Here is a 17,917-nt window from a genome sequence, read left to right on the forward strand (position 1 = left end):
GTTGCGCGCGGCGCGCGCGGGACGGTCGGCTGATGTATCGGTATGACGAGTTCGACGCGAAATTCGTGGCGGAACGCGTGGCGCAGTTTCGCGGCCAGGTGGCGCGCCGGCTCTCCGGCGAACTGAACGAGGACGAGTTCAAGCCGCTTAGGCTGATGAACGGGCTCTATCTGCAATTGCACGCCTATATGCTGCGCATCGCGGTGCCTTACGGCACGCTGAACGCGCGGCAGATGCGGATGCTGGCGCATATCGCGCGCAGATACGACAAGGGCTATGGCCATTTCACCACGCGGCAGAACATCCAGTTCAACTGGCCCAAGCTGATCGACGTGCCCGACATCCTGGCCGACCTCGCGACCGTCGAGATGCACGCGATCCAGACCAGCGGCAATTGCATCCGCAACGTCACCGCCGATCATTTCGCCGGCGCCGCCGCCGACGAGATCGAGGACCCGCGCCCGCTGGCGGAGATCGTCCGGCAATGGTCGAGCCTGCATCCCGAATTCGTCTTCCTGCCGCGCAAGTTCAAGATCGCGGTCAGCGGCTCGCCGCACGACCGCGCGGCGCTGAAATTCCACGACATGGCGATCGAGATCGTGCGCAATGCGGCGGGCGAGACCGGCTATCGCGTGCTGATCGGCGGCGGCATGGGTCGCACGCCCTATGTCGGCTTCGTCATTGGCGAATTCGTGGCGAAGGAAGACATCCTCGCCTTCCTCGAAAGCGCGATGCGGGTTTACAACCAGTCCGGCCGGCGCGACAACAAGTACAAGGCGCGGGTGAAGATCCTCGCCAATGCGCTCGGCCCCGAAGAGATGCACCGCCAGGTGATGCGCGAATTCGAGGAGATCAAACAGGCCGGTACGCTGCAGGTGCCGCGCGAGGAACTCGACCGCATCGATGCCTATTTCGCGCCGCCGCAATTCGAGGCACTGCCGGACGAGATACCGAAGGGCGACGCCGATTTCGAGAACTGGGCGAAGACCAACACCCATCCGCATCGCGCCCCGGGCTATGCCATCGCGACGATCTCCTTGAAGCCCATCGGCGGCGTGCCGGGCGATGCGACCGACGCGCAGATGGACGCGCTGGCCGATCTGATGGACGCTTACGGCATCGAGGAAATCCGCGTCAGCCACGAGCAGAATTTGGTGCTGCCGCATGTGCGCAAGAAGGACCTGCCGGCGATCCATGCGCGGCTGAAGGCGCTCGATCTCGCGACGCCGAATGCGGGGCTGATCACCGACATCATCGCCTGTCCGGGGCTCGATTATTGCGATCTCGCCAATGCGCGCTCGATCCCCATCGCGCAGGACCTGTCGCGGCGTTTCGCCGATCTCGCCCGCCAGCAGGATATCGGCGAGCTGAAGATCAAGATTTCCGGCTGCATCAATGCCTGCGGCCATCATCACGCCGGCCACATCGGCATTCTCGGCGTCGACAAGAAGGGCGTGGAATTCTACCAGCTCCAGCTCGGCGGCTCCGGCGCGGAGGATGCCTCGATCGGCGACATCATGGGCCCGGGCTTCGGCGAGCACGAGATCGCCGGCGCGGTGGAGCGCGTGGTCGACCTGTATCTCAAGGAGCGGCAGGGCGGCGAGCGCTTCCTCGACACCTATCGCCGCATCGGCATGGAGCCGTTCAAGAACGTCGCTTACGGGGCCGAGGCTTATGCCGTTCATCCGGGTTGAAGGCGGCCGCGCCGCGGCCGCCGAAAACGGCTTCGTGTCCGTGTCCGACGATGCCGCGCTGCCGCAGGATGGCGGCGCCGTCGTGTCGCTGGCGCGCTTCATCAAGGATCGCGAGACCTTGCTCGCGCGCAACGCGCCCATCGGCGTCAGGCTGAAACCCGACGAGTCGCCGGAAGGCCTCGGCCCCGACCTGGAGCGGCTGTCGCTCGTCGCCATCGAATTTCCGAAATTCGCCGACGGGCGCGGCTTCTCCTGGGCGCGGATGCTGCGCACGCGGCTGGACTACAAGGGCGAAGTGCGCGCGGTGGGCGACTATATCTACGACCAGATCGCCTATCTGGTACGCGTCGGCTTCGACGCGTTCGACCCGACGCATCCGCTGACGCCGGACGATTTCAACCGCGCACTGGCGGAGATGACGAACGTCTATCAGCCCAGCACCGACGGGAAGAAGACGATCCGGGAGCTCAGGGCGGGGAAGTAGCGCTTTGCCGCGCCGCTGCCCCGTGATAAGTATTACCGAGAACCCACCAGGTAATACCGCAATGGCCACCACGAATGTAACGAGCAAAGGCCAGGTGACGATTCCCAAGCGCGTGCGCGACGCGTCCGGCGTCAAGGCCGGGACCAAGGTAACGGTCGAGTATCGGGACGGAGGTGTGCTGATCAAGCCGGTGCGCAAGACCGCCAAAAGCGACTATCGCAAGCGCATCGAAAGCGTCATCGGAACGCTGGATCTCGGCATGTCGGTCGACGAATACATGAAAATGTTGCGGGGAGACGATTGATCCTCGTCGATACCAACGTCATTCTCGATGTGGTGGGAAGCCAATCGCCTTGGCGGTCCTGGTCCATGGTCGCTCTGGAAGACTCGGCCGGCGGAGACGAATTGTCCATCGACGACGTGGTCTACGCCGAACTCGCATCCGGCTATCAGGAGATGGCGAGGCTCGACGACGCGCTGGAGGCGCTGCGGATCACGCGAGCGCAAACGCCAAAATTGGCGCTGTTTCTGGCCGGACATGCCTTTCGGCAATACCGGCGGCGGCGAGGCGCGAAGATGGGCGTGCTGCCCGACTTCTTCGTCGGCGCCCATGCGTTCGTCGCTGGCGCGACGGTGCTCACCCGCGACCGGGGTTTCATCGCGACTTACTTCCCCACCGTGACGCTTATTTCGCCTTGAACGCTCACCGATTGGGCACAATCGGCGTGTGACAAAGGCGGCGAAGCAACGCACACTGACGACACGCAAGGGGTGGGATGGTGCGATGAGCGTGACGGCGAGCAGCGGAGTCGTGTCCAAGCCCGCCGCCATCCCGCTCCGCCATGTCGCGGCGGTGTCGCTCGGCAATGCGCTCGGCTTCTACGATTTCCTCGTCTACGTCTATTTCGCGGTCCATATCGGCCACGCCTTCTTTCCCGCCCATAGCGAGACCGCGAGCCTGCTCGCCACGTTCGGCGCCTCGTTTATCGGCTTCGTGGCGCGGCCGGTCGGCGCGATGGTGATCGGGCCGATGGGCGACCGCATCGGCCGCAAGGCGGCGATGATGCTGTCCTTCGTGCTGATGGGCATCGGGGTCGTCGGCGTGGCGCTGACGCCCACCTATGCCAGCATCGGCATCGCGGCGCCCATCCTCGTCGTCGTCTTCCGCATGGTGCAGGGCTTCGCGCTGGGCGGCGAGGTCGGGCCGACCACCGCCTATCTGATCGAGGCGGCGCCGCCGATGCGCCGCGGCCTCTATGCCTCGGGCCAGTACGCCACCCAGGACATGGGCGTGCTGGCGGCGGGATTGATCGCGACCGCGCTCGCCTATTGGCTCGCCCCGCAGCAATTGCAGGACTGGGGCTGGCGCGCCGCGATGCTGATCGGCGCCTGCATCGTGCCGTTCGGCCTGTGGCTGCGCAGCAGCCTGCCCGAGACGCTGCACGCGGTGGACGACGCGGCGCTGGCGCCGGACGGCACGACCGGCGACACGCGCGTGAAGACGCCGCTGCGCCCCCATCTCGCGCTCATCGTGCTCGGGCTGATGATGCTCGCCTCGGGCACCATCGGCTCCTATGTCGGCAGCTATATGACGACCTATGCGCTGACCACGCTGCACATGGCGCAGACCGTGGCGTTCGGCGTCATCATCGTGAACGGGCTGTTCGCCGTCCTGTTCGAACCGGCGAGCGGCTGGCTCTCCGACCGCTTCGGGCGCAAGCCGGTGATGCTGATCCCCGGCGCCTTGAACCTCGTCATCGTGTTTCCGGCGTTCTGGGCGATCTCGCACTACCGCACGACCTTCGTGTTCTATGCCGCGATCGCCGTGGTGACCGTGCTGCAGGCACTGAGCACGCCGCCGGTGATCGTGGCGCTGACCGAGCAATTGCCGCCGCGCGTGCGCTCCGGCGTGGTCGCCATCGTCTACGCCTTCGCCATCGCCAGCTTCGGCGGCTCGACACAGTTCATGCTGACCTGGCTGCTCGATCTGACGAAAAATCCGCTGGCGCCCGCCTATTACTGGGCCGCGGCGCTGGCGGTGGGCCTGGTCGCGATGGCGCTGGTGAAGGAATCCGCGCCGATCAAGACGGGCCGCCGCACGTAATGTGGACGCTGATCGGCATCGCGGTGGTGATCGCCGGCTTCGGCCTCAGGCTCAATCCACTGCTGGTGATCGCCGCCGCGACGGCGGCGACCGGATGGGCGGCGGGCCTGTCGCCGCATCGCATTATCGAGTCATTCGGCCACGCCTTCGCGGCCAGCCGGCTGGTCAGCATCTCCTTCCTCGCCTTGCCGGTGATCGGCTTGCTCGAACGTTACGGGTTGCAGGAGCGGGCGCGGATGCTGATCGCGCGGCTCAAGCGCGCCACGGCGGGGCGGATTCTTCTTTTCTATTTCCTCCTGCGCCAGCTCGCGGCGGCGACCGGCGTGTCGTTCGGCGGCCAGGTGCAGATGGTGCGTCCGCTGCTGGCGCCGATGGTGGAAGCCGCGGCGGAGGCCGAGGCCGGGGAACTGACCGACGCGCAACGCTTCCGGCTGCGCGCGCACGCGGCGGCGGCGGAGAATATCGGCCTGTTCTTCGGCGAGGACATCTTCATCGCCATCGGCTCGATCCTCCTGATCAAGGCCTATCTGGAGAGCAACCACATCCTCGCCGAGCCTTTCGCCCTGTCGGTCTGGGCGATCCCGACGGCGGTGCTGGCGGCGGTGATCCACGGCGCGCGGCTTCTGCTGATCGATCGGCGGTTGCGACGGGAAAAGAAGCTCCCCGCTTCGTCGCGGGGAAAGAGCGAACCCGTTTGACATGATCACCCTCGAACATGTCTACATCCTGAGCGGGTTGTTCCTCGCCTGCTATGCGCTGCTGAGCGCGCGCGACCGGAGCAATCCCAAGCGCTTCGGCAATGCGGCGTTCTGGGGCCTGCTCGCCGCGAGCTTCCTCGCCGGCTCGCATCTGAGCGATTTCGCCAACGGCCTCGTCGCCGTCGCGCTGATCGCGGTCGGCGGCCTCGGCCTGATGCACCGGGGCGCCGGCGCGACGACCACCGCCGAGGCCCGCCGCGCCAGCGCCGCGACCCACGGCAATCTTCTGTTCGCGCCGGTGCTGATCGTGCCGCTGGTGGCGCTCGCCGGCACGCTGTTCCTCAAGAATTCGGGCATCGCCGACCCGAAACAGGCGACGCTGGTGTTCCTGGGCCTGGGCGTCCTCATCGCGCTTGCCGCCTGCGCGCTCTGGCTCAGGCCGCCGGTGCTGGCGCCGCTCCAGGAAGGGCGCCGGCTGATCGACACGATCGGCTGGACGGCGGTCTTGCCGCAAATGCTGGCGGCGCTGGGCGCGGTGTTCGCGCTGTCGGGCGTCGGCGACGCGGTGGGAAAGCTTGCGACCGAGCACCTGCCGCTCGGCACGCCGTTCGCGGCGGTGGCGTTCTATTGCGTCGGCATGGCGGCGCTGACCGCGGTGATGGGCAATGCCTTCGCGGCGTTTCCGGTGATGACGGCGGGCATCGGCCTGCCGCTGATCGTACACCGCTTCGGCGGCGATCCGATCGTGATGAGCGCGATCGGGATGCTGTCGGGCTTCTGCGGCACGCTGGTGACGCCGATGGCGGCGAATTTCAACCTGATGCCGGCGGCGCTCTTGGAGATTCCCGACCGCAACGCCGTCATCAAGGCGCAGCTTCCCACCGCGCTGATGCTTCTGGCCGCGAACACCGGATTGATGGCGGCGCTGGTGTACCGGTTCTGAGCTATTCGGCGGCGGTGGCCGTCGCGGCCGCGTCCATCGGCACGCCGCAGCGCGCCAGGACCGTGCGCAGATCCTTGACCGGCGGGAACACCTCGTTGTTCCAGTCGGAACCTTGGGCGTCGTGCGCCCGCTGCTCCTGCTCCACGATGTCCTTGTCCTGGGCGAAGATGCCTTCGGTGAACCAGGTGATGAACGGCCAGGCCGCGTGGATCAGGCCGGGAATCTTCGGCTTCTTCACCGAAAGATAGCCGAAGGTGCGGTTGGTGCGCTGATCGCGGTCGAGCGGGGTGTAGCCGAGCCAGACGTCGAGCACCGGCTCGCCGCCGTTCACCCAGACCTTCAGGCTCTGATAGGGATAGCCGGTGCGGATGGTCATCAGATCGGCGTTCACGCCTTCGTCCTCGCTGCGCATCACGTTGAGGATCGCCGCCTCGCCCAGCGACTGGCGGCCGGCGGTGCGCGTGAAGGTGTAGTCGACCTCGCACCAATCCTCGCCCTGGCGGCGGCCCAGGCACGTCGCCTTGATCGTGCCCATCAGGCTGCGATGCAGGAACTGATGGTTCATGTCGAACAGGTTCTCGTGCATGAAGCTGTAATGGCAGGCGACCTCGCGGTTCAGCCGCCGCGTCTTGTAGGCGCCGTCCGCCTTCGAGCCGAGCGCGGCCGGGGCGCGTTCCTGCGCCAGCGCGGCATTGCCGGGAAACACGAAGATCAGGCCGTCGACCTCGCGGGCGGGATAGGCGCGCACGCCGTTGGGCAGGCGCTCGCGGCCCAGATAGGGCACGTCGATGCACTTGCCGGCGCAGCTATAGGCCCAGCCGTGATAGCCGCATTTCAGCGTGTCGCCGTCGACGACGCCGAGCGACAGCGGAACCTGGCGATGGGCGCAGCGGTCTTCCAGCGCGGACACCGCCCCGCTGGTGCCGCGGAACAGGACGATGGGATCGCCGGCGAAATGCCGCGCCAGCGTCTTGCCCTGCTTGAGTTCGCTGCTCCAGGCGAGCGGATACCAATAGTCGGGATGGGTCCCGACGCGGCGCAAATCGACACCGCGTGGAAAAGCGCTCGCGACAGTCATGACGTAATTCTCCGGACGCGTCCCCCCGACGCCGCCGCTAAGCTAGGCTTATTTCGGCGCAATGCCAAATCCGGTGTCGAATCCGCCTATGTCGAATCCAGACATAAGTACATGACATGTTATGCGTGATCAGAATGTGCCATCCTGCGTCCGCGGGAGGCCGTTTCGGGATGCTCAGCCATCTTTCCTTTGGGGTTCGCGATCTCGACCGCGCCACGGCGTTCTACGCGGCGGCGCTGGCGCCGCTCGGCTATGTCTGCGTGTGGCGGCACGAACGCGCCAGCGGCTTCGGCGCGGCGGGCGGCGAGGACCGGCTGGCGCTGTTCGCGCGCGGCGCCGAGGCGCATCCGCCCGGCGCCGGATTCCATCTCTGCTTCGCGGCGAAGAGCCGCGCGGCGGTCGATGCGTTCCATGCCGCGGCGCTCGCGGCGGGCGGCGGCGAAGCCGGCGCGCCGGGACCGCGTCCGCACTACGGCGCCGACTATTACGCCGCCTTCGTCGTCGATCCCGACGGATACAAGCTGGAAGCGAAAGTCGAGTAGTCTTGTCACACATATCTTCTTGACCCCCACCCCCCTTTGCCCCAAAGAGGCCGCGCAACGGATTTGAGGTGCCGGCCATGAACGCACCCGCGCGCATCGACACCCTTCCGCGCTTCGGCACGGTGGAAAAAGCCATCGCCACGATGAAGCCGGGCGAGCCGGTCTATTGCATCTTCCCGGAGAAATTCGCCGCCGCGGCGAAGCGCTTCCTCGACGCGTTTCCCGGCGATCCGCTCTACGCGATCAAGGCCAATCCGGCGCCGCATGTGCTCGACCAGGTGTGGGCGGCGGGCATCCGCCATTTCGACACCGCCTCGGTGCCCGAGATCGAGATCGTCAAGACCCGCTTTCCCGAGGCGCATTGCCATTTCATGTCGCCGGTGCGCCAGGTCGGCGCCGCCAAGAAGGCGTTCGAGCAGTACGGCGTGACCGACTATGTCGTCGATTGCGATTTCGAGCTCGACAAGCTCCTGGCCGAGACCAAGGCGCCCAAGAAGCTGCGCATCTTCGTGCGCATCGCCACGCCGCTCGGCGGCGCGGTGCTGGAACTGTCGAGCAAGTTCGGCGTCACGCCGGCCGAGGCCGCCAAGCTTCTGAGGCGCGTGCAGGAGTCCGGCGCCGCGCCCTGCATCACCTTCCATGTCGGCTCGCAATGCCTGTCGCCGTTCTCCTATGCCCAGGCGATCGAGATGGCGCGGCGCACGGCGCAGATCGCCGGCGTGGAGATCGCCGCGCTCGACATCGGCGGCGGCTTTCCGGGGCCGTACCAGGGCGACGACGTGCCGCCCTATCACTGGTATTTCGACACCATCAAGGAAGCGCTCGAGACGCTGCCCAACCCGAAGGTCCCGCTGATCTGCGAGCCGGGCCGCGCGCTGATCGCCGAGGGCATGTCGCTGATCACCCAGGTGATCCTGCGCAAGGGCGACCGGCTCTACATCAACGACGGCACCTATGGCTCGTTCGACGAGCTGACGCTGCCGGGCTGGAGCGCCGATTACCCGACGCGCGTCTTCACCATGGACGCCAAATCGCGCGTGCTGCCGCTGCCGGGCGCCACCATGGCGTTCCGCGTCTATGGCCCGACCTGCGATACGCTGGACGTGCTGCCGCGCCCGATCATGCTGCCGGCCAATATCGGCGCCGGCGATTTCATCGTGTTCGACAATATCGGCGCCTATTCCGTCGCGGTGCGCACCTCGTTCAACGGCTTCTTCCCCGACACCTGGGCGATCGTGGGGAATTGACCCGGTGCGCCGCAAACATCTCTGGTGTCATCCGCCGCGAACGCGGCGGACCCAGGTGACGCCTGCATCGTAAGGTGTCACCTGGGTGGCCCGCATTCGCGGGCCATGACAGCATGTTATCTTGACGAGCGCCGCGAGGTTGGAATGCGCATTGGTTTGGCGGTTGCCGTTCTGCTTTGCCTGTGCACAGGCGCGTTCGCCGAGCCGGCCTGGCACACCTATACCGACGCCAGGCGCGGCTTTTCGATTTCCTATCCGGACGGCTGGACCGTCGATCCGGATTTCCGCGACCTCGGCTACGGCTTCCACCAGGGCGATGCCGACGATTATCGCGACGGCGTGGCGCTGAAGCCGGCCGGCGATCTGGCGCCCGGGACCAACCTCGAAAGCGACCAGCTCGTGCTCGCGATCGAGATGGCCCGGCCGGCCGACCGCTGCGTGGCGCGCGCCTTCCTGGTCGATCCGTCGCCGGACGTTCCCACCGACATGCCGGTCGACAAGCCCGACGCGGTGCGCACCATCGCCCAGCCCGGCGACCGCTATATCGTCGAGCACTTCGTGATCGTGCTGAGCCACACGCCCTGCGTCGCGGTGCATTATTTCGTCAATTCGGCCCGGCTGCGCCCGGGCGACGGCAAGAAGCCGTTCGACGAGGGGGCGCTGGTCGCCTATCTGAACCGCATCGCCGAGACGCTGAAATCCGTGAAATAGCGCGGTTCTCAAGGCGAACAGACCGTTAACGTCTTTCGGCTAAGGTCCCTTTGGGATACCGCGATGCCGACACCGAAAGAACGCCTCAGCCATCTTCTCGAACTCGCCGCGCAAGGCGCGGGCGAGCGCGCCCATCTGGCCGACGAGGTGGCGGATCTGTTGCTCGACTGGCCGGCGCAATACCCGCAGGCGATGCGCGCCACCTTCGTGGCGCTGCTGGAGAAGATCGTGCGCGAGATGGCGGGGCCGTCGCGCGCCGTGCTGGCGGCGCGGTTCCGCGACCGCGACGACTTTCCGCTGTCGCTGCTCAACGAATTCTTCCTGTTCGCGCCGGCGCCGATGAAGGACGCGATCCTGGCCCGCAACGACGCCGAGGGCCCGGTCGAATGCGGCCCGCTCGACGCCGAGGCGCTGCTCCACGCGGCGCGGACGGCGCGCGATTTCGCCGCCGACCTCGCCCATATCGCGGGCCTGCCGCTCCCCGTCGCCGCGGCGATGCTGAGCGATCCATCGGCGCGCGCGCTGGCGGCGCTGGCGCGCGCCACCGGTGTCAGCCGCGCCACCTTTTCCGCCATGGCGCTTTTGGCCGGACCGGCGCGCTCGGTGCACGAGAATTTCGCGATGCTGGGCGTGTTCGACGCCGTGCCGCGTGACGGCGCCCGCCGGCTCGTCGCCCTCTGGCGCGCCCAGGGCGACGCCGTCGCCCAGGTCGAACGGGCGGCCTAGGACAAAATCTTCGCGCCCGGTTCTTTCGCGGCGCGCAGCGACGGGTGAGACTGCCGCCACAGCCCATCCGGAGAATCGCCATGTCGCGCCGTCTCGCTGCCTTGTTCGCCGCGCTGCTCCTCGCCGTGCCGGCCTCGGCCAAGGTGCTGCCCTATCCCGGGAGCTTCCAGGCGCGGACGATTCCGACCAACGGCACCAACCTTTATGTCCGCGTCGGCGGCCACGGCCCGGCGGTGGTGCTGCTGCACGGCTTCGGCGACAGCGGGGACATGTGGCAGCCGCTGGCCGTCAGGCTCGCCGAGGATCACACGGTGATCGTGCCCGATCTGCGCGGCATGGGCCTCTCGGCGCATCCGGACGGCGGCTACACCAAGAAGAACGAGGCGCTCGACATCGCCGGCGTGATGGACGCGCTGAAGATCGCCAAGGCCGATCTCGTCACCCACGATATCGGCAACATGGTCGGCTACGCGCTGGCGGCGCAGTTTCCCGCGCGGATAACGCGGTGGGTGGTGATCGATGCGCCGCTGCCGGGGCTGGGCAATTGGGCGGCGCAGCTTTCCAATCCGAAGACCTGGCATTTCAATTTCCACGGCCCGGACGAGGAACGCCTCGTGGCGGGCCGCGAGCGCATCTATCTCGACCGCTTCTGGGATGAACTATCGGACGATCCGCGCCGCATCGACGAGCAGACGCGGCGGCACTATGCGGCGCTTTATGCGCGGCCGCACGCGATCCACGACGCCTTCGAGCAGTTCGTCGCCTTCCCGCAGGACGGCATCGACAACCAGGCGCTGCTGGCGGCGGGCGGCAAGTTGACGATGCCGGTGCTGGCGCTGGGCGGCGAGAAGTCCTACGGCGCCGGGATGAAGACCGAACTCGATTTCGTGGCGAGCAACGTGCAGGGCGGGGTTATCCCCAATTCCGGCCACTGGATCATGGAAGAGAACCCGGCCGCGACAGTTGAGATGGTGATGGGGTTCTTGGAGAAGTAGGCAAGCCCCCGTGGGTAAGGAAGGTTACTTCTCCGCGTTCACGTCGTGGCGTTCGCGGGTCTTGGCGAAGGTGATGTTGGGGAATTTGTCCGCCACATAGCCGACTTCCCATTGGCTCTTGGCCAGGAACACCGGCGCGCCGTCGCGGTCCGCCGCCATGCCGCCGCGATTCGAGGCTTGGAATTTCTCCAGATCGGTCTCGCTGCCGATCAGCCAGCGCGCGGTCTCGTAAGGCGCTGGCTCCAGATCGGCGTCGAGGCCGTATTCGGCGTTCAGCCGCGACTTCAGCACGTCGAGCTGCAGCGGCCCCACCACGCCGACGATCCAGGCCGAGCCGATCTGCGGCTTGAACACCTGCGTCACGCCCTCTTCCGCCAGGCTTTCGAGCGCGCGCGTCAGGTGCTTCTGCTTCATCGGATCGGCCAGCCGCACGCGGCGCAATATCTCGGGCGCGAAATTGGGGATGCCGGTGAACACGACCTCGCCGGTCTCCGACAGCGTGTCGCCGACGCGCAGCACGCCGTGATTGGGGATGCCGATGATGTCGCCGGGCCACGCCTCGTCCACCGTCTCGCGCTCCTGCGCGAAGAACAGGATCGGGTTGTGCACGCCGATGCTCTTATGCGTGCCCGACTGCGTCAGCTTCATGCCGCGGCGGAAGCGGCCAGACGCCAGCCGGAGGAAGGCGACGCGGTCGCGGTGGTTGGGGTCCATGTTGGCCTGGACCTTGAACACGAAGCCGGTGACTTCGCCGTCCGACGGCTCGACCATGCGGCCGCGCGTCGGCGCCGGGCCGGGCGGCGGCGCGTTCTTCGCCAGCGCCGAGAGCAGCTCGCGCACGCCGAAATTCTTCAGCGCCGAGCCGAAATAGACCGGCGTCTGGTGCCCCTCACGATAAGTGCCGTGGTCGAAGCGCGGCATGCCGGCGCGCGCCAGCTCGACATCCTCGTCGAGCTTGTCCTTATCGGCCGGCGCCAGGTCGGCCAGCACGCGATCGCCGAACGCGGCGAATTTCTCCGTGTAGAGATCGATCGTGCCGCGGAAGTTCAGCCCCATGCCGACCGGCCATACCATCGGGGCGCATTCGAGCTGGAGCTGGTCGGAAATCTCGTCAAGCAGTTCGAGCGGATCGCGCGCCTCGCGGTCCATCTTGTTGACGAAGGTCATGATCGGGATGTCGCGCATCCGGCAGACCTCGAACAGCTTGCGGGTCTGGGTCTCGATGCCCTTGGCGGCGTCGATCACCATCACGGCGCTGTCGGCGGCGGTCAGCGTGCGATAGGTGTCTTCCGAGAAATCCTCGTGGCCCGGCGTGTCGAGCAGGTTGAACACCGCGTTCTCGAACTCGAAGGTCATCACCGCGCTGGTGACGGAGATGCCGCGCTCCTGCTCGATCTTCATCCAGTCCGATTTCGCGCGCCTGGCCTCGCCGCGTGCCTTGACGCGGCCGGCGGCATGGATCGCGCCGCCGAGCAGCAGGAGATGCTCGGTCAGCGTGGTCTTGCCGGCGTCCGGATGCGAGATGATCGCGAAGGTCCGGCGCCGCGCGGCTTCGGAGGCTGGGCTCATGACGGCGGGGGCGTAGCAGGATCGGCAGGACCTGTCATCTCCGTCATCCGGACGCGGCCGAGCCGCGCGGGGATGGACGGGCGCGGCACCGTCCCATTAGAAAGAAGCGGTGGCGGCGGGACGACGCGAGATGAAACGGAAAATAGCGCTTGCGATCCTGTCGGCCGCGGTTTGGCTTGCCGTTCCGGCCGCCGCCCAGATGCCGGGCGGCCAGGGCGGCCCGCCCAACCAGCCGATCGATCCGGAAGGCGACCATATCCCGCCCCGCACGGAACTGCCGCCCGATCCCGAAGGCAAGGCGGAGGATCTGCGGCTGGCCGGAAAATGCAACGAGGCCATCCCGATCCTGCGCCGGCTGGCGGAAGGCGGCGATGGCTTTGAACTTGCCCAGTACAATCTCGGTCTCTGCCTGCTCGACACCGGCAAGGCGGATCCGGACGTGCCGCATGGCGCGAGCCTGAAGCTGGAAGGCGCCGCGTTCGTCCTCAAGGCCGCGAGCCACAACCTTCCCAAGGCGCAGGCCAGCTTGGCGCAGATGTATCTCGACGGCGACGGCGTCGCGCGCGATCCCGTCGAAGCGGGCAAATGGGCGTTGATCTATCGCGCGAACGGCGCGCGCTTCGCGCTCGGCCTGCCGAACATCTCGGCGGATCTGCAGGCGCGGCTGGACGGCGCCCTGAGCGCCGCGACATGGGCGCAGGCCCAGGCGCGCGCCGATGCCTGGGTTCCGGTGGCGCAGGCCTCGCCCGAATAGGCGGCTCACATCCGGTTGAACGGCCAGATGCGCGGGGCGATGACGTAGTTGAGCTGGACCGCGAAGATCACCGCGATGCTCCACCAGGTCGAGAACACGCACAGCGCCGCGCCGATGGCGTAGAGCGCCTGCGCCCGGAAGACGCGCTTCACGAAGGCGTCGTCGGCGTTGTATGGCGCGTTGGGACTGACGAGGCCGAACCATTTGGCGCGGTACCAGCCCGCCAGAAGGAACACGCCCAACAGCAGGATGTTGAACCAATAGACCAGCAGCGCGGCGCGGAATTCGATGTATTCGGACAACAGCGCGGTGGAGAAGGGCAGCACGCACACCGCCATCAGGAAGCCGATATGCAGCCAGGTATAGGCGCGGTCGGCATGCGCCAGCGCGTCGTGCTGGGTCTGCTGGCCGACCCAGAAGATGCCCAGGGTCATAAAGCTCATGACGAAGGTGAGGAAGCGGGGGGCCAGATGCATCAGGGCGCGGACCAGGCCGGCCTCGCTGTGGATGTCGTCCAGCGGCGGCGGGCGGATGTCGAGCACCAGCACCGTCATCGCGAAGGCGAAGACGCCGTCGGAGAGGGCCGCCAGGCGCTCGCGGTTGCGGCCGGCGATGCGGTTGTAGAGCGTGATCACGCGCTGCAGTTAGCAAGCGCGCGCCGCCGCGGCAAGACGGACCGGCCGACGCGGCGCGTCACACCACCGGATCGTCGACGAAGGCGCGGCCCTTTCGGTCCTCGATCTCCACGATCCACAAATCCGGATCGAATTTCATCTGCCGGTCGAGATAGGCGCGCGCCTTCTCCTCGTCCGACCAGTCGCCGAGCGGCCGCGCCCAGACCAGCTCGCCGTCGCCGCGCCGCGCCTGGGACAGCACCAGCACATGGCCGTCGAGCCGGTTGATCTTGAGGAACACGGCGCCGGCTTCCTCGATCCCCTTCTTGGCGACATAGGCCTGGGCGCCCTCGACCTCGGCGCGGCGGATGATGGCGCGGACGAAGATGCCGGCCTTGAGGCGGGGAGCGGTCATGCGACCGACTATAGGCGATTTTCGCGCCTTACGCCTTGCGCGGCGAATAGACCGTGGAGGTGAGAAGGCCGCGGGGCTCGCCTTCCGCGTCGCAGAGCGGCGCGACAAGGCTCTCGGCCGTCATGAATTCCAGGCCGAGGGAGTGGAAATGCGCCACGAAGCGCAGCGGCGCGGCGATGTCGAGCACCAGATCGTAGGCGGCGTTCCAGCTCGCGATGAATTGCGGGCCGATGATCTCGTCGAGATGCTTGCCGGTCATGTCGGCGCCGCTGCGGATCTGGCCGCGGCCGACCATGCGGAAGCGATAGCGGCGCGCCCGTCCGGCCTCCTGCAGGCGTTCGATGATGGCGATGTCCTTGAGATGGCGCACCAGGGCGCGGGCGGAGAAATCGGCGCGCATCGGCAGGCGCCGCTCGCCGGTGACCGTCCGCCAGATGCCGAGCAGGTCCTCGAGCTGGGCGCTGTCGAAGGAAAGCGTCGCGTCGCAGGCGGCCGTCCAGCCCGCTTGCGCGGCGCGGGCGTTGTACTCGTCCGAGGGTCGCCGCGCATTCGCAAGCATGGCGCGAACTTGTCGCTTCGCGGTGAACGCGCGGTAAACCGGCGGATAGGGAATATTACGGAGGGCGCCGCCCGGCGTGCTAGGCTTTGCGTGGAGGCGCATCATGTCCGGACCCCACTTCCCGTTGCTGGAACTTGCCGTCGAGCCCAGGACGGCGCAAGCACAGGCGCGTCTCGATGCGGCGCTCCCGGCCTTGAAGGCGGCGGATCCGCTATTCGATTTCGCCACGGACTCCGAGAGCGGCCAGACGCTGCTGCGGGGCGCGAGCGAGGCGCAACTCGCATCGAGGCTGGCACAGCTTAAGGACCGGCACGGCATCGCGCTTGCGAGCGGCGCCTTGCAGGTCGTCTATCGCGAGACGTTGTCGGGTCCGGCGACCGTCACCTATGCCTACAAGAAGGCAGAGGGACAGTCGGGGCAGTTCGCCGTGGTGACCGTCCGCTTCGAGCCCCTCCCCGAAGGAAGCGGGTTCGAATTCGCGGATGCGACCGCGGGGCATCCGATACCGCCGGATTTCGTGCCGGCCGTGCGGCGCGGCATCGAAAGCCAGATGCCAAACGGCCCGCTGGCCGGCTTTCCGCTGGTGGACGTCAAGGCGACGCTGCTCGACGGGCGCTATCACGAGATCGACTCCAACGAATTGACCTTCGAGATCGCCGCGCGCGGCGCGGTGAGACGGCTTGCGGACGAAGGCGTGGCCGTTCTGCTCGAGCCCGTCATGCGACTGGAAATATCGGCGCCGGCCGATCGCCTCGGCGATGTCGTCGAAGATTTGACGGCGCGGCGCGCGACGATCCTGCAAACCGAGGAAGATGGGCCGGATATGCGCCTGGTCGCCGAGGCGCCGCTCGCCGGGTTGTTCGGTTATGGGGCCGCGCTCGCGGTCCTGAGCCAGGGACAGGCCCGGTGCGTCATGACGTTCAGCCATTACGCGCGCGTGCCGCGGCGCGACGATCCCGATCCGCGCTTTCCCGGCGCCGCGGCCATGCGCGTGGCGTGACAGCCTACGCCGCGCCCTTGAAGGGGATGATCTTGGCTTCGCGGGGACGCGAGGCCTGGCCGTTCTCGTCCACGGTGGCGAAGGGCAGACGGATGATCACCGTGGTGCCCTCGCCGAGCGTCGATTCGATCTGCGCCTCGCCGCCATGCAGCGCGCTCAGCGCCTTGACCAGCGCGAGGCCGAGGCCGGTGCCTTCCTTGGCGCGCACATGCTCGCCCTCGACCTGCTCGAACGGCTTGCCCAGGCGCTGCAGGTCCTTGGCCGAGATGCCGACGCCGGAATCGGCGACCGCGATCACGATGCCGCGCTCGTCGCGCACCGCCTTCAGGCGCACATCGCCGCCGCGCGGGGTGTATTTGATGCCGTTGGTGAGCAGGTTGATCAGCATCTGCTTCACCGCGCGCTTGTCGGCGAAGATCGTGCCGGCGCCGGGACCGACCGACAGGCGCAGCGCGACGCCGGCCCGCTCCGCCTGCAGCTTGACGAAGCGCAGAGCGGATTCGGCGGTGTCGGCGAGGTCGAACACCTCTTCGTAGAGGTCGAGCTTGCCGGCCTCGATCTTCGACATGTCGAGGACGGAATTGATCAGTTCCAGCAGATGGCCGCCCGATTCGTGGATCAGCCGCGAATATTCGAGATATTTCGCGCTGCCGACCGGGCCGAACATCTCATGCGTCATCACCTCGGAGAAGCCGAGGATGGCGTTCAGCGGCGTGCGCAGCTCGTGGCTCATATTGGCGAGGAAGCTCGATTTGGCGCGGTTGGCGGCCTCGGCCGCGTCGCGCGCCGCGATCAGCTCGCGCTCCTGCGCCTTGCGCTCGGTGATGTCGCGCGTCACCGCGACGATGTCGGAGGCTTCGCCATGGCTCTGCGGCGCCGGGCGGCAGCGGATCTCCGCCCACACATAAGAGCCGTCGCGCCGCCGCATGCGCACTTCCGCCGTCGCGGGCCGCGCGTAATAGGCCGATTCCATGAAGGCCGACTGCATGCGCTTGAGATCGTCGGGATGCACCAGGCTGGCCGGCGCGGCGCCGATCAAATTCTCCGGCGGCATGTCGAGGATGGTCTGCGCCGCGGGGCTGGCGAAGCGCACCCGCCCGTCGGAGGAATGGCGCGTGATCAGGTCCATCGCGTTGTCGGCGAGGAAGCGGTACATCGCGGCGCCTTCGGCGGCGGCCTCGTCGGCGGCGCGCTGGCGGTCCTGCGCCGCGACGGCGACCAGGGCGGCCTGGATCACCGCGGCGAGCACGGACACCGCGTAGAGTTCCCAGAGCGGAACCGGCAGGCGCGACACCGGAAGCGCGCCCACCGCGCCGATGGCGGCGACGACGATAAGGGCGATGGCGGCGGCGCCGGCGGCGCGCAGCACGGCGGGACGCCCACCGGCCAGGGCCGCTTCGGCGGGAACCAGCGCGAACCACACGACCAGCGGCGACAGCACCCCGCCAGTCAGCGCCGCGAGATAGCCGATCAGCACCGCGAAAATGGCGAGCGCCGCCTGTTCCAGCAGCGAGAGCGGGATCGAGGTGAAGGCCAGCAGCGCCAGGATGGCCGGCGCCATCAGCCCGGCGATGGCGATGGCCTCGGCGGCGTCGGGGCGGCCGATATAGGATACGAAGGCCAGGCCCAGCACCGCGCCGACCACCGCCTTGGACGCCTGCACCGAGACGAACAGCCGGCGCAGCGCGCGGCTGTCCCCGCTTTTGCTCGCAATCGTATCGTTAACGCCCATTAGGCTCTGCCGATTCAAGAACCACCACCCGCCCGCGAGGATGGGTCTGCAA

General features: G+C 67.5%; 20 protein-coding genes. 14 read left to right on the plus strand and 6 right to left on the minus strand.

Annotation, left to right across the window (positions count from 1 at the left end; genetic code table 11):
* Positions 1-32: 32 nt before the first annotated feature.
* From WDM86_07895 to WDM86_07925, 7 genes are all read left to right on the plus strand, one after another.
* Entirely contained in the window at positions 33-1,694 is a 1,662-nt protein-coding gene (locus WDM86_07895) for a nitrite/sulfite reductase (protein MEI9989946.1), read from the plus strand.
* 34 nt (positions 1,695-1,728) lie between these two features.
* Complete coding sequence (locus WDM86_07900) at positions 1,729-2,178, plus strand: DUF934 domain-containing protein (GenBank protein ID MEI9989947.1); 450 nt, start codon at positions 1,729-1,731, stop codon at positions 2,176-2,178.
* A 61-nt stretch (positions 2,179-2,239) separates the two neighbouring features.
* Positions 2,240-2,482, plus strand: a complete 243-nt coding sequence (locus WDM86_07905) for an AbrB/MazE/SpoVT family DNA-binding domain-containing protein (protein ID MEI9989948.1) — start codon at positions 2,240-2,242, stop codon at positions 2,480-2,482.
* On the plus strand, positions 2,479-2,877 hold the full coding sequence (locus tag WDM86_07910) for a type II toxin-antitoxin system VapC family toxin (protein ID MEI9989949.1): 399 nt from the start codon (positions 2,479-2,481) through the stop codon (positions 2,875-2,877). The genes WDM86_07905 and WDM86_07910 overlap by 4 nt, the downstream gene beginning before the upstream one ends.
* Positions 2,878-2,962: 85 nt before the next feature.
* Positions 2,963-4,282 carry an MFS transporter gene (locus WDM86_07915; GenBank protein MEI9989950.1) on the plus strand — a complete coding sequence of 440 codons (1,320 nt, stop codon included), beginning with the start codon at positions 2,963-2,965 and terminating at the stop codon, positions 4,280-4,282.
* Entirely contained in the window at positions 4,282-4,980 is a 699-nt protein-coding gene (locus WDM86_07920; protein MEI9989951.1) for a DUF969 domain-containing protein, read from the plus strand. The genes WDM86_07915 and WDM86_07920 overlap by 1 nt, the downstream gene beginning before the upstream one ends.
* Position 4,981: 1 nt before the next feature.
* Entirely contained in the window at positions 4,982-5,923 is a 942-nt protein-coding gene (locus tag WDM86_07925; GenBank protein ID MEI9989952.1) for a DUF979 domain-containing protein, read from the plus strand.
* 1 nt (position 5,924) lies between these two features.
* On the opposite strand, the gene WDM86_07930 is transcribed toward WDM86_07925, so the two are convergent.
* Positions 5,925-7,001, minus strand: a complete 1,077-nt coding sequence (locus tag WDM86_07930) for an aromatic ring-hydroxylating dioxygenase subunit alpha (GenBank protein MEI9989953.1) — start codon at positions 6,999-7,001, stop codon at positions 5,925-5,927.
* Between the two features lie 170 nt (positions 7,002-7,171).
* Here WDM86_07930 and WDM86_07935 point away from each other — a divergent pair, with 170 nt between their 5' ends.
* From WDM86_07935 to WDM86_07955, 5 genes are all read left to right on the plus strand, one after another.
* The gene (locus WDM86_07935; GenBank protein MEI9989954.1) at positions 7,172-7,543 is read left to right on the plus strand and encodes a VOC family protein; all 372 of its coding nucleotides are present in this window, start codon (positions 7,172-7,174) and stop codon (positions 7,541-7,543) included.
* A gap of 77 nt (positions 7,544-7,620) precedes the next feature.
* On the plus strand, positions 7,621-8,790 hold the full coding sequence (locus tag WDM86_07940; protein MEI9989955.1) for an alanine racemase: 1,170 nt from the start codon (positions 7,621-7,623) through the stop codon (positions 8,788-8,790).
* A gap of 144 nt (positions 8,791-8,934) precedes the next feature.
* Positions 8,935-9,501 carry a hypothetical protein gene (locus tag WDM86_07945; GenBank protein MEI9989956.1) on the plus strand — a complete coding sequence of 189 codons (567 nt, stop codon included), beginning with the start codon at positions 8,935-8,937 and terminating at the stop codon, positions 9,499-9,501.
* Between the two features lie 63 nt (positions 9,502-9,564).
* Entirely contained in the window at positions 9,565-10,227 is a 663-nt protein-coding gene (locus WDM86_07950; protein MEI9989957.1) for a hypothetical protein, read from the plus strand.
* Positions 10,228-10,307: 80 nt separating this feature from the next.
* Positions 10,308-11,222 (plus strand): alpha/beta hydrolase, encoded by a 915-nt coding sequence (locus tag WDM86_07955; GenBank protein ID MEI9989958.1) that lies wholly within the window; start codon positions 10,308-10,310, stop codon positions 11,220-11,222.
* Between the two features lie 24 nt (positions 11,223-11,246).
* On the opposite strand, the gene WDM86_07960 is transcribed toward WDM86_07955, so the two are convergent.
* Positions 11,247-12,791, minus strand: coding sequence for a peptide chain release factor 3 (locus WDM86_07960; protein MEI9989959.1), 1,545 nt, complete (start codon positions 12,789-12,791; stop codon positions 11,247-11,249).
* Between the two features lie 130 nt (positions 12,792-12,921).
* On the opposite strand from WDM86_07960, the gene WDM86_07965 reads away from it, so the two are divergent.
* Complete coding sequence (locus WDM86_07965) at positions 12,922-13,545, plus strand: hypothetical protein (protein ID MEI9989960.1); 624 nt, start codon at positions 12,922-12,924, stop codon at positions 13,543-13,545.
* A gap of 5 nt (positions 13,546-13,550) precedes the next feature.
* On the opposite strand, the gene WDM86_07970 is transcribed toward WDM86_07965, so the two are convergent.
* From WDM86_07970 to WDM86_07980, 3 genes are read right to left on the minus strand one after another with little or no spacing between them, the layout of a single operon-like run.
* Entirely contained in the window at positions 13,551-14,180 is a 630-nt protein-coding gene (locus WDM86_07970; protein MEI9989961.1) for a TMEM175 family protein, read from the minus strand.
* Between the two features lie 58 nt (positions 14,181-14,238).
* On the minus strand, positions 14,239-14,574 hold the full coding sequence (locus WDM86_07975) for a DUF1491 family protein (GenBank protein ID MEI9989962.1): 336 nt from the start codon (positions 14,572-14,574) through the stop codon (positions 14,239-14,241).
* A 28-nt stretch (positions 14,575-14,602) separates the two neighbouring features.
* Positions 14,603-15,133, minus strand: a complete 531-nt coding sequence (locus tag WDM86_07980) for a PAS domain-containing protein (GenBank protein MEI9989963.1) — start codon at positions 15,131-15,133, stop codon at positions 14,603-14,605.
* A 103-nt stretch (positions 15,134-15,236) separates the two neighbouring features.
* On the opposite strand from WDM86_07980, the gene WDM86_07985 reads away from it, so the two are divergent.
* Positions 15,237-16,133 carry a hypothetical protein gene (locus WDM86_07985; protein ID MEI9989964.1) on the plus strand — a complete coding sequence of 299 codons (897 nt, stop codon included), beginning with the start codon at positions 15,237-15,239 and terminating at the stop codon, positions 16,131-16,133.
* 4 nt (positions 16,134-16,137) lie between these two features.
* On the opposite strand, the gene WDM86_07990 is transcribed toward WDM86_07985, so the two are convergent.
* On the minus strand, positions 16,138-17,865 hold the full coding sequence (locus WDM86_07990; GenBank protein ID MEI9989965.1) for an ATP-binding protein: 1,728 nt from the start codon (positions 17,863-17,865) through the stop codon (positions 16,138-16,140).
* Between the last annotated feature and the right edge of the window lie 52 nt (positions 17,866-17,917).

This window comes from Rhizomicrobium sp. (assembly GCA_037200045.1).
Lineage (GTDB): Bacteria > Pseudomonadota > Alphaproteobacteria > Micropepsales > Micropepsaceae > Rhizomicrobium.

Excerpts from the sequence above, each read along its gene's own strand:
- WDM86_07895 (MEI9989946.1), top strand. The coding sequence starts at position 33 with ATGTATCGGTATGACGAGTTCGACGCGAAATTCGTGGCGGAACGCGTG.
- WDM86_07905 (MEI9989948.1), top strand. The coding sequence starts at position 2,240 with ATGGCCACCACGAATGTAACGAGCAAAGGCCAGGTGACGATTCCCAAG.
- WDM86_07915 (MEI9989950.1), top strand. The coding sequence starts at position 2,963 with ATGAGCGTGACGGCGAGCAGCGGAGTCGTGTCCAAGCCCGCCGCCATC.
- WDM86_07920 (MEI9989951.1), top strand. The coding sequence starts at position 4,282 with ATGTGGACGCTGATCGGCATCGCGGTGGTGATCGCCGGCTTCGGCCTC.
- WDM86_07925 (MEI9989952.1), top strand. The coding sequence starts at position 4,982 with ATGATCACCCTCGAACATGTCTACATCCTGAGCGGGTTGTTCCTCGCC.
- WDM86_07930 (MEI9989953.1), bottom strand. The coding sequence starts at position 7,001 with ATGACTGTCGCGAGCGCTTTTCCACGCGGTGTCGATTTGCGCCGCGTC.
- WDM86_07935 (MEI9989954.1), top strand. The coding sequence starts at position 7,172 with ATGCTCAGCCATCTTTCCTTTGGGGTTCGCGATCTCGACCGCGCCACG.
- WDM86_07940 (MEI9989955.1), top strand. The coding sequence starts at position 7,621 with ATGAACGCACCCGCGCGCATCGACACCCTTCCGCGCTTCGGCACGGTG.
- WDM86_07945 (MEI9989956.1), top strand. The coding sequence starts at position 8,935 with ATGCGCATTGGTTTGGCGGTTGCCGTTCTGCTTTGCCTGTGCACAGGC.
- WDM86_07950 (MEI9989957.1), top strand. The coding sequence starts at position 9,565 with ATGCCGACACCGAAAGAACGCCTCAGCCATCTTCTCGAACTCGCCGCG.
- WDM86_07955 (MEI9989958.1), top strand. The coding sequence starts at position 10,308 with ATGTCGCGCCGTCTCGCTGCCTTGTTCGCCGCGCTGCTCCTCGCCGTG.
- WDM86_07960 (MEI9989959.1), bottom strand. The coding sequence starts at position 12,791 with ATGAGCCCAGCCTCCGAAGCCGCGCGGCGCCGGACCTTCGCGATCATC.
- WDM86_07965 (MEI9989960.1), top strand. The coding sequence starts at position 12,922 with ATGAAACGGAAAATAGCGCTTGCGATCCTGTCGGCCGCGGTTTGGCTT.
- WDM86_07975 (MEI9989962.1), bottom strand. The coding sequence starts at position 14,574 with ATGACCGCTCCCCGCCTCAAGGCCGGCATCTTCGTCCGCGCCATCATC.
- WDM86_07980 (MEI9989963.1), bottom strand. The coding sequence starts at position 15,133 with ATGCTTGCGAATGCGCGGCGACCCTCGGACGAGTACAACGCCCGCGCC.
- WDM86_07985 (MEI9989964.1), top strand. The coding sequence starts at position 15,237 with ATGTCCGGACCCCACTTCCCGTTGCTGGAACTTGCCGTCGAGCCCAGG.
- WDM86_07990 (MEI9989965.1), bottom strand. The coding sequence starts at position 17,865 with ATGGGCGTTAACGATACGATTGCGAGCAAAAGCGGGGACAGCCGCGCG.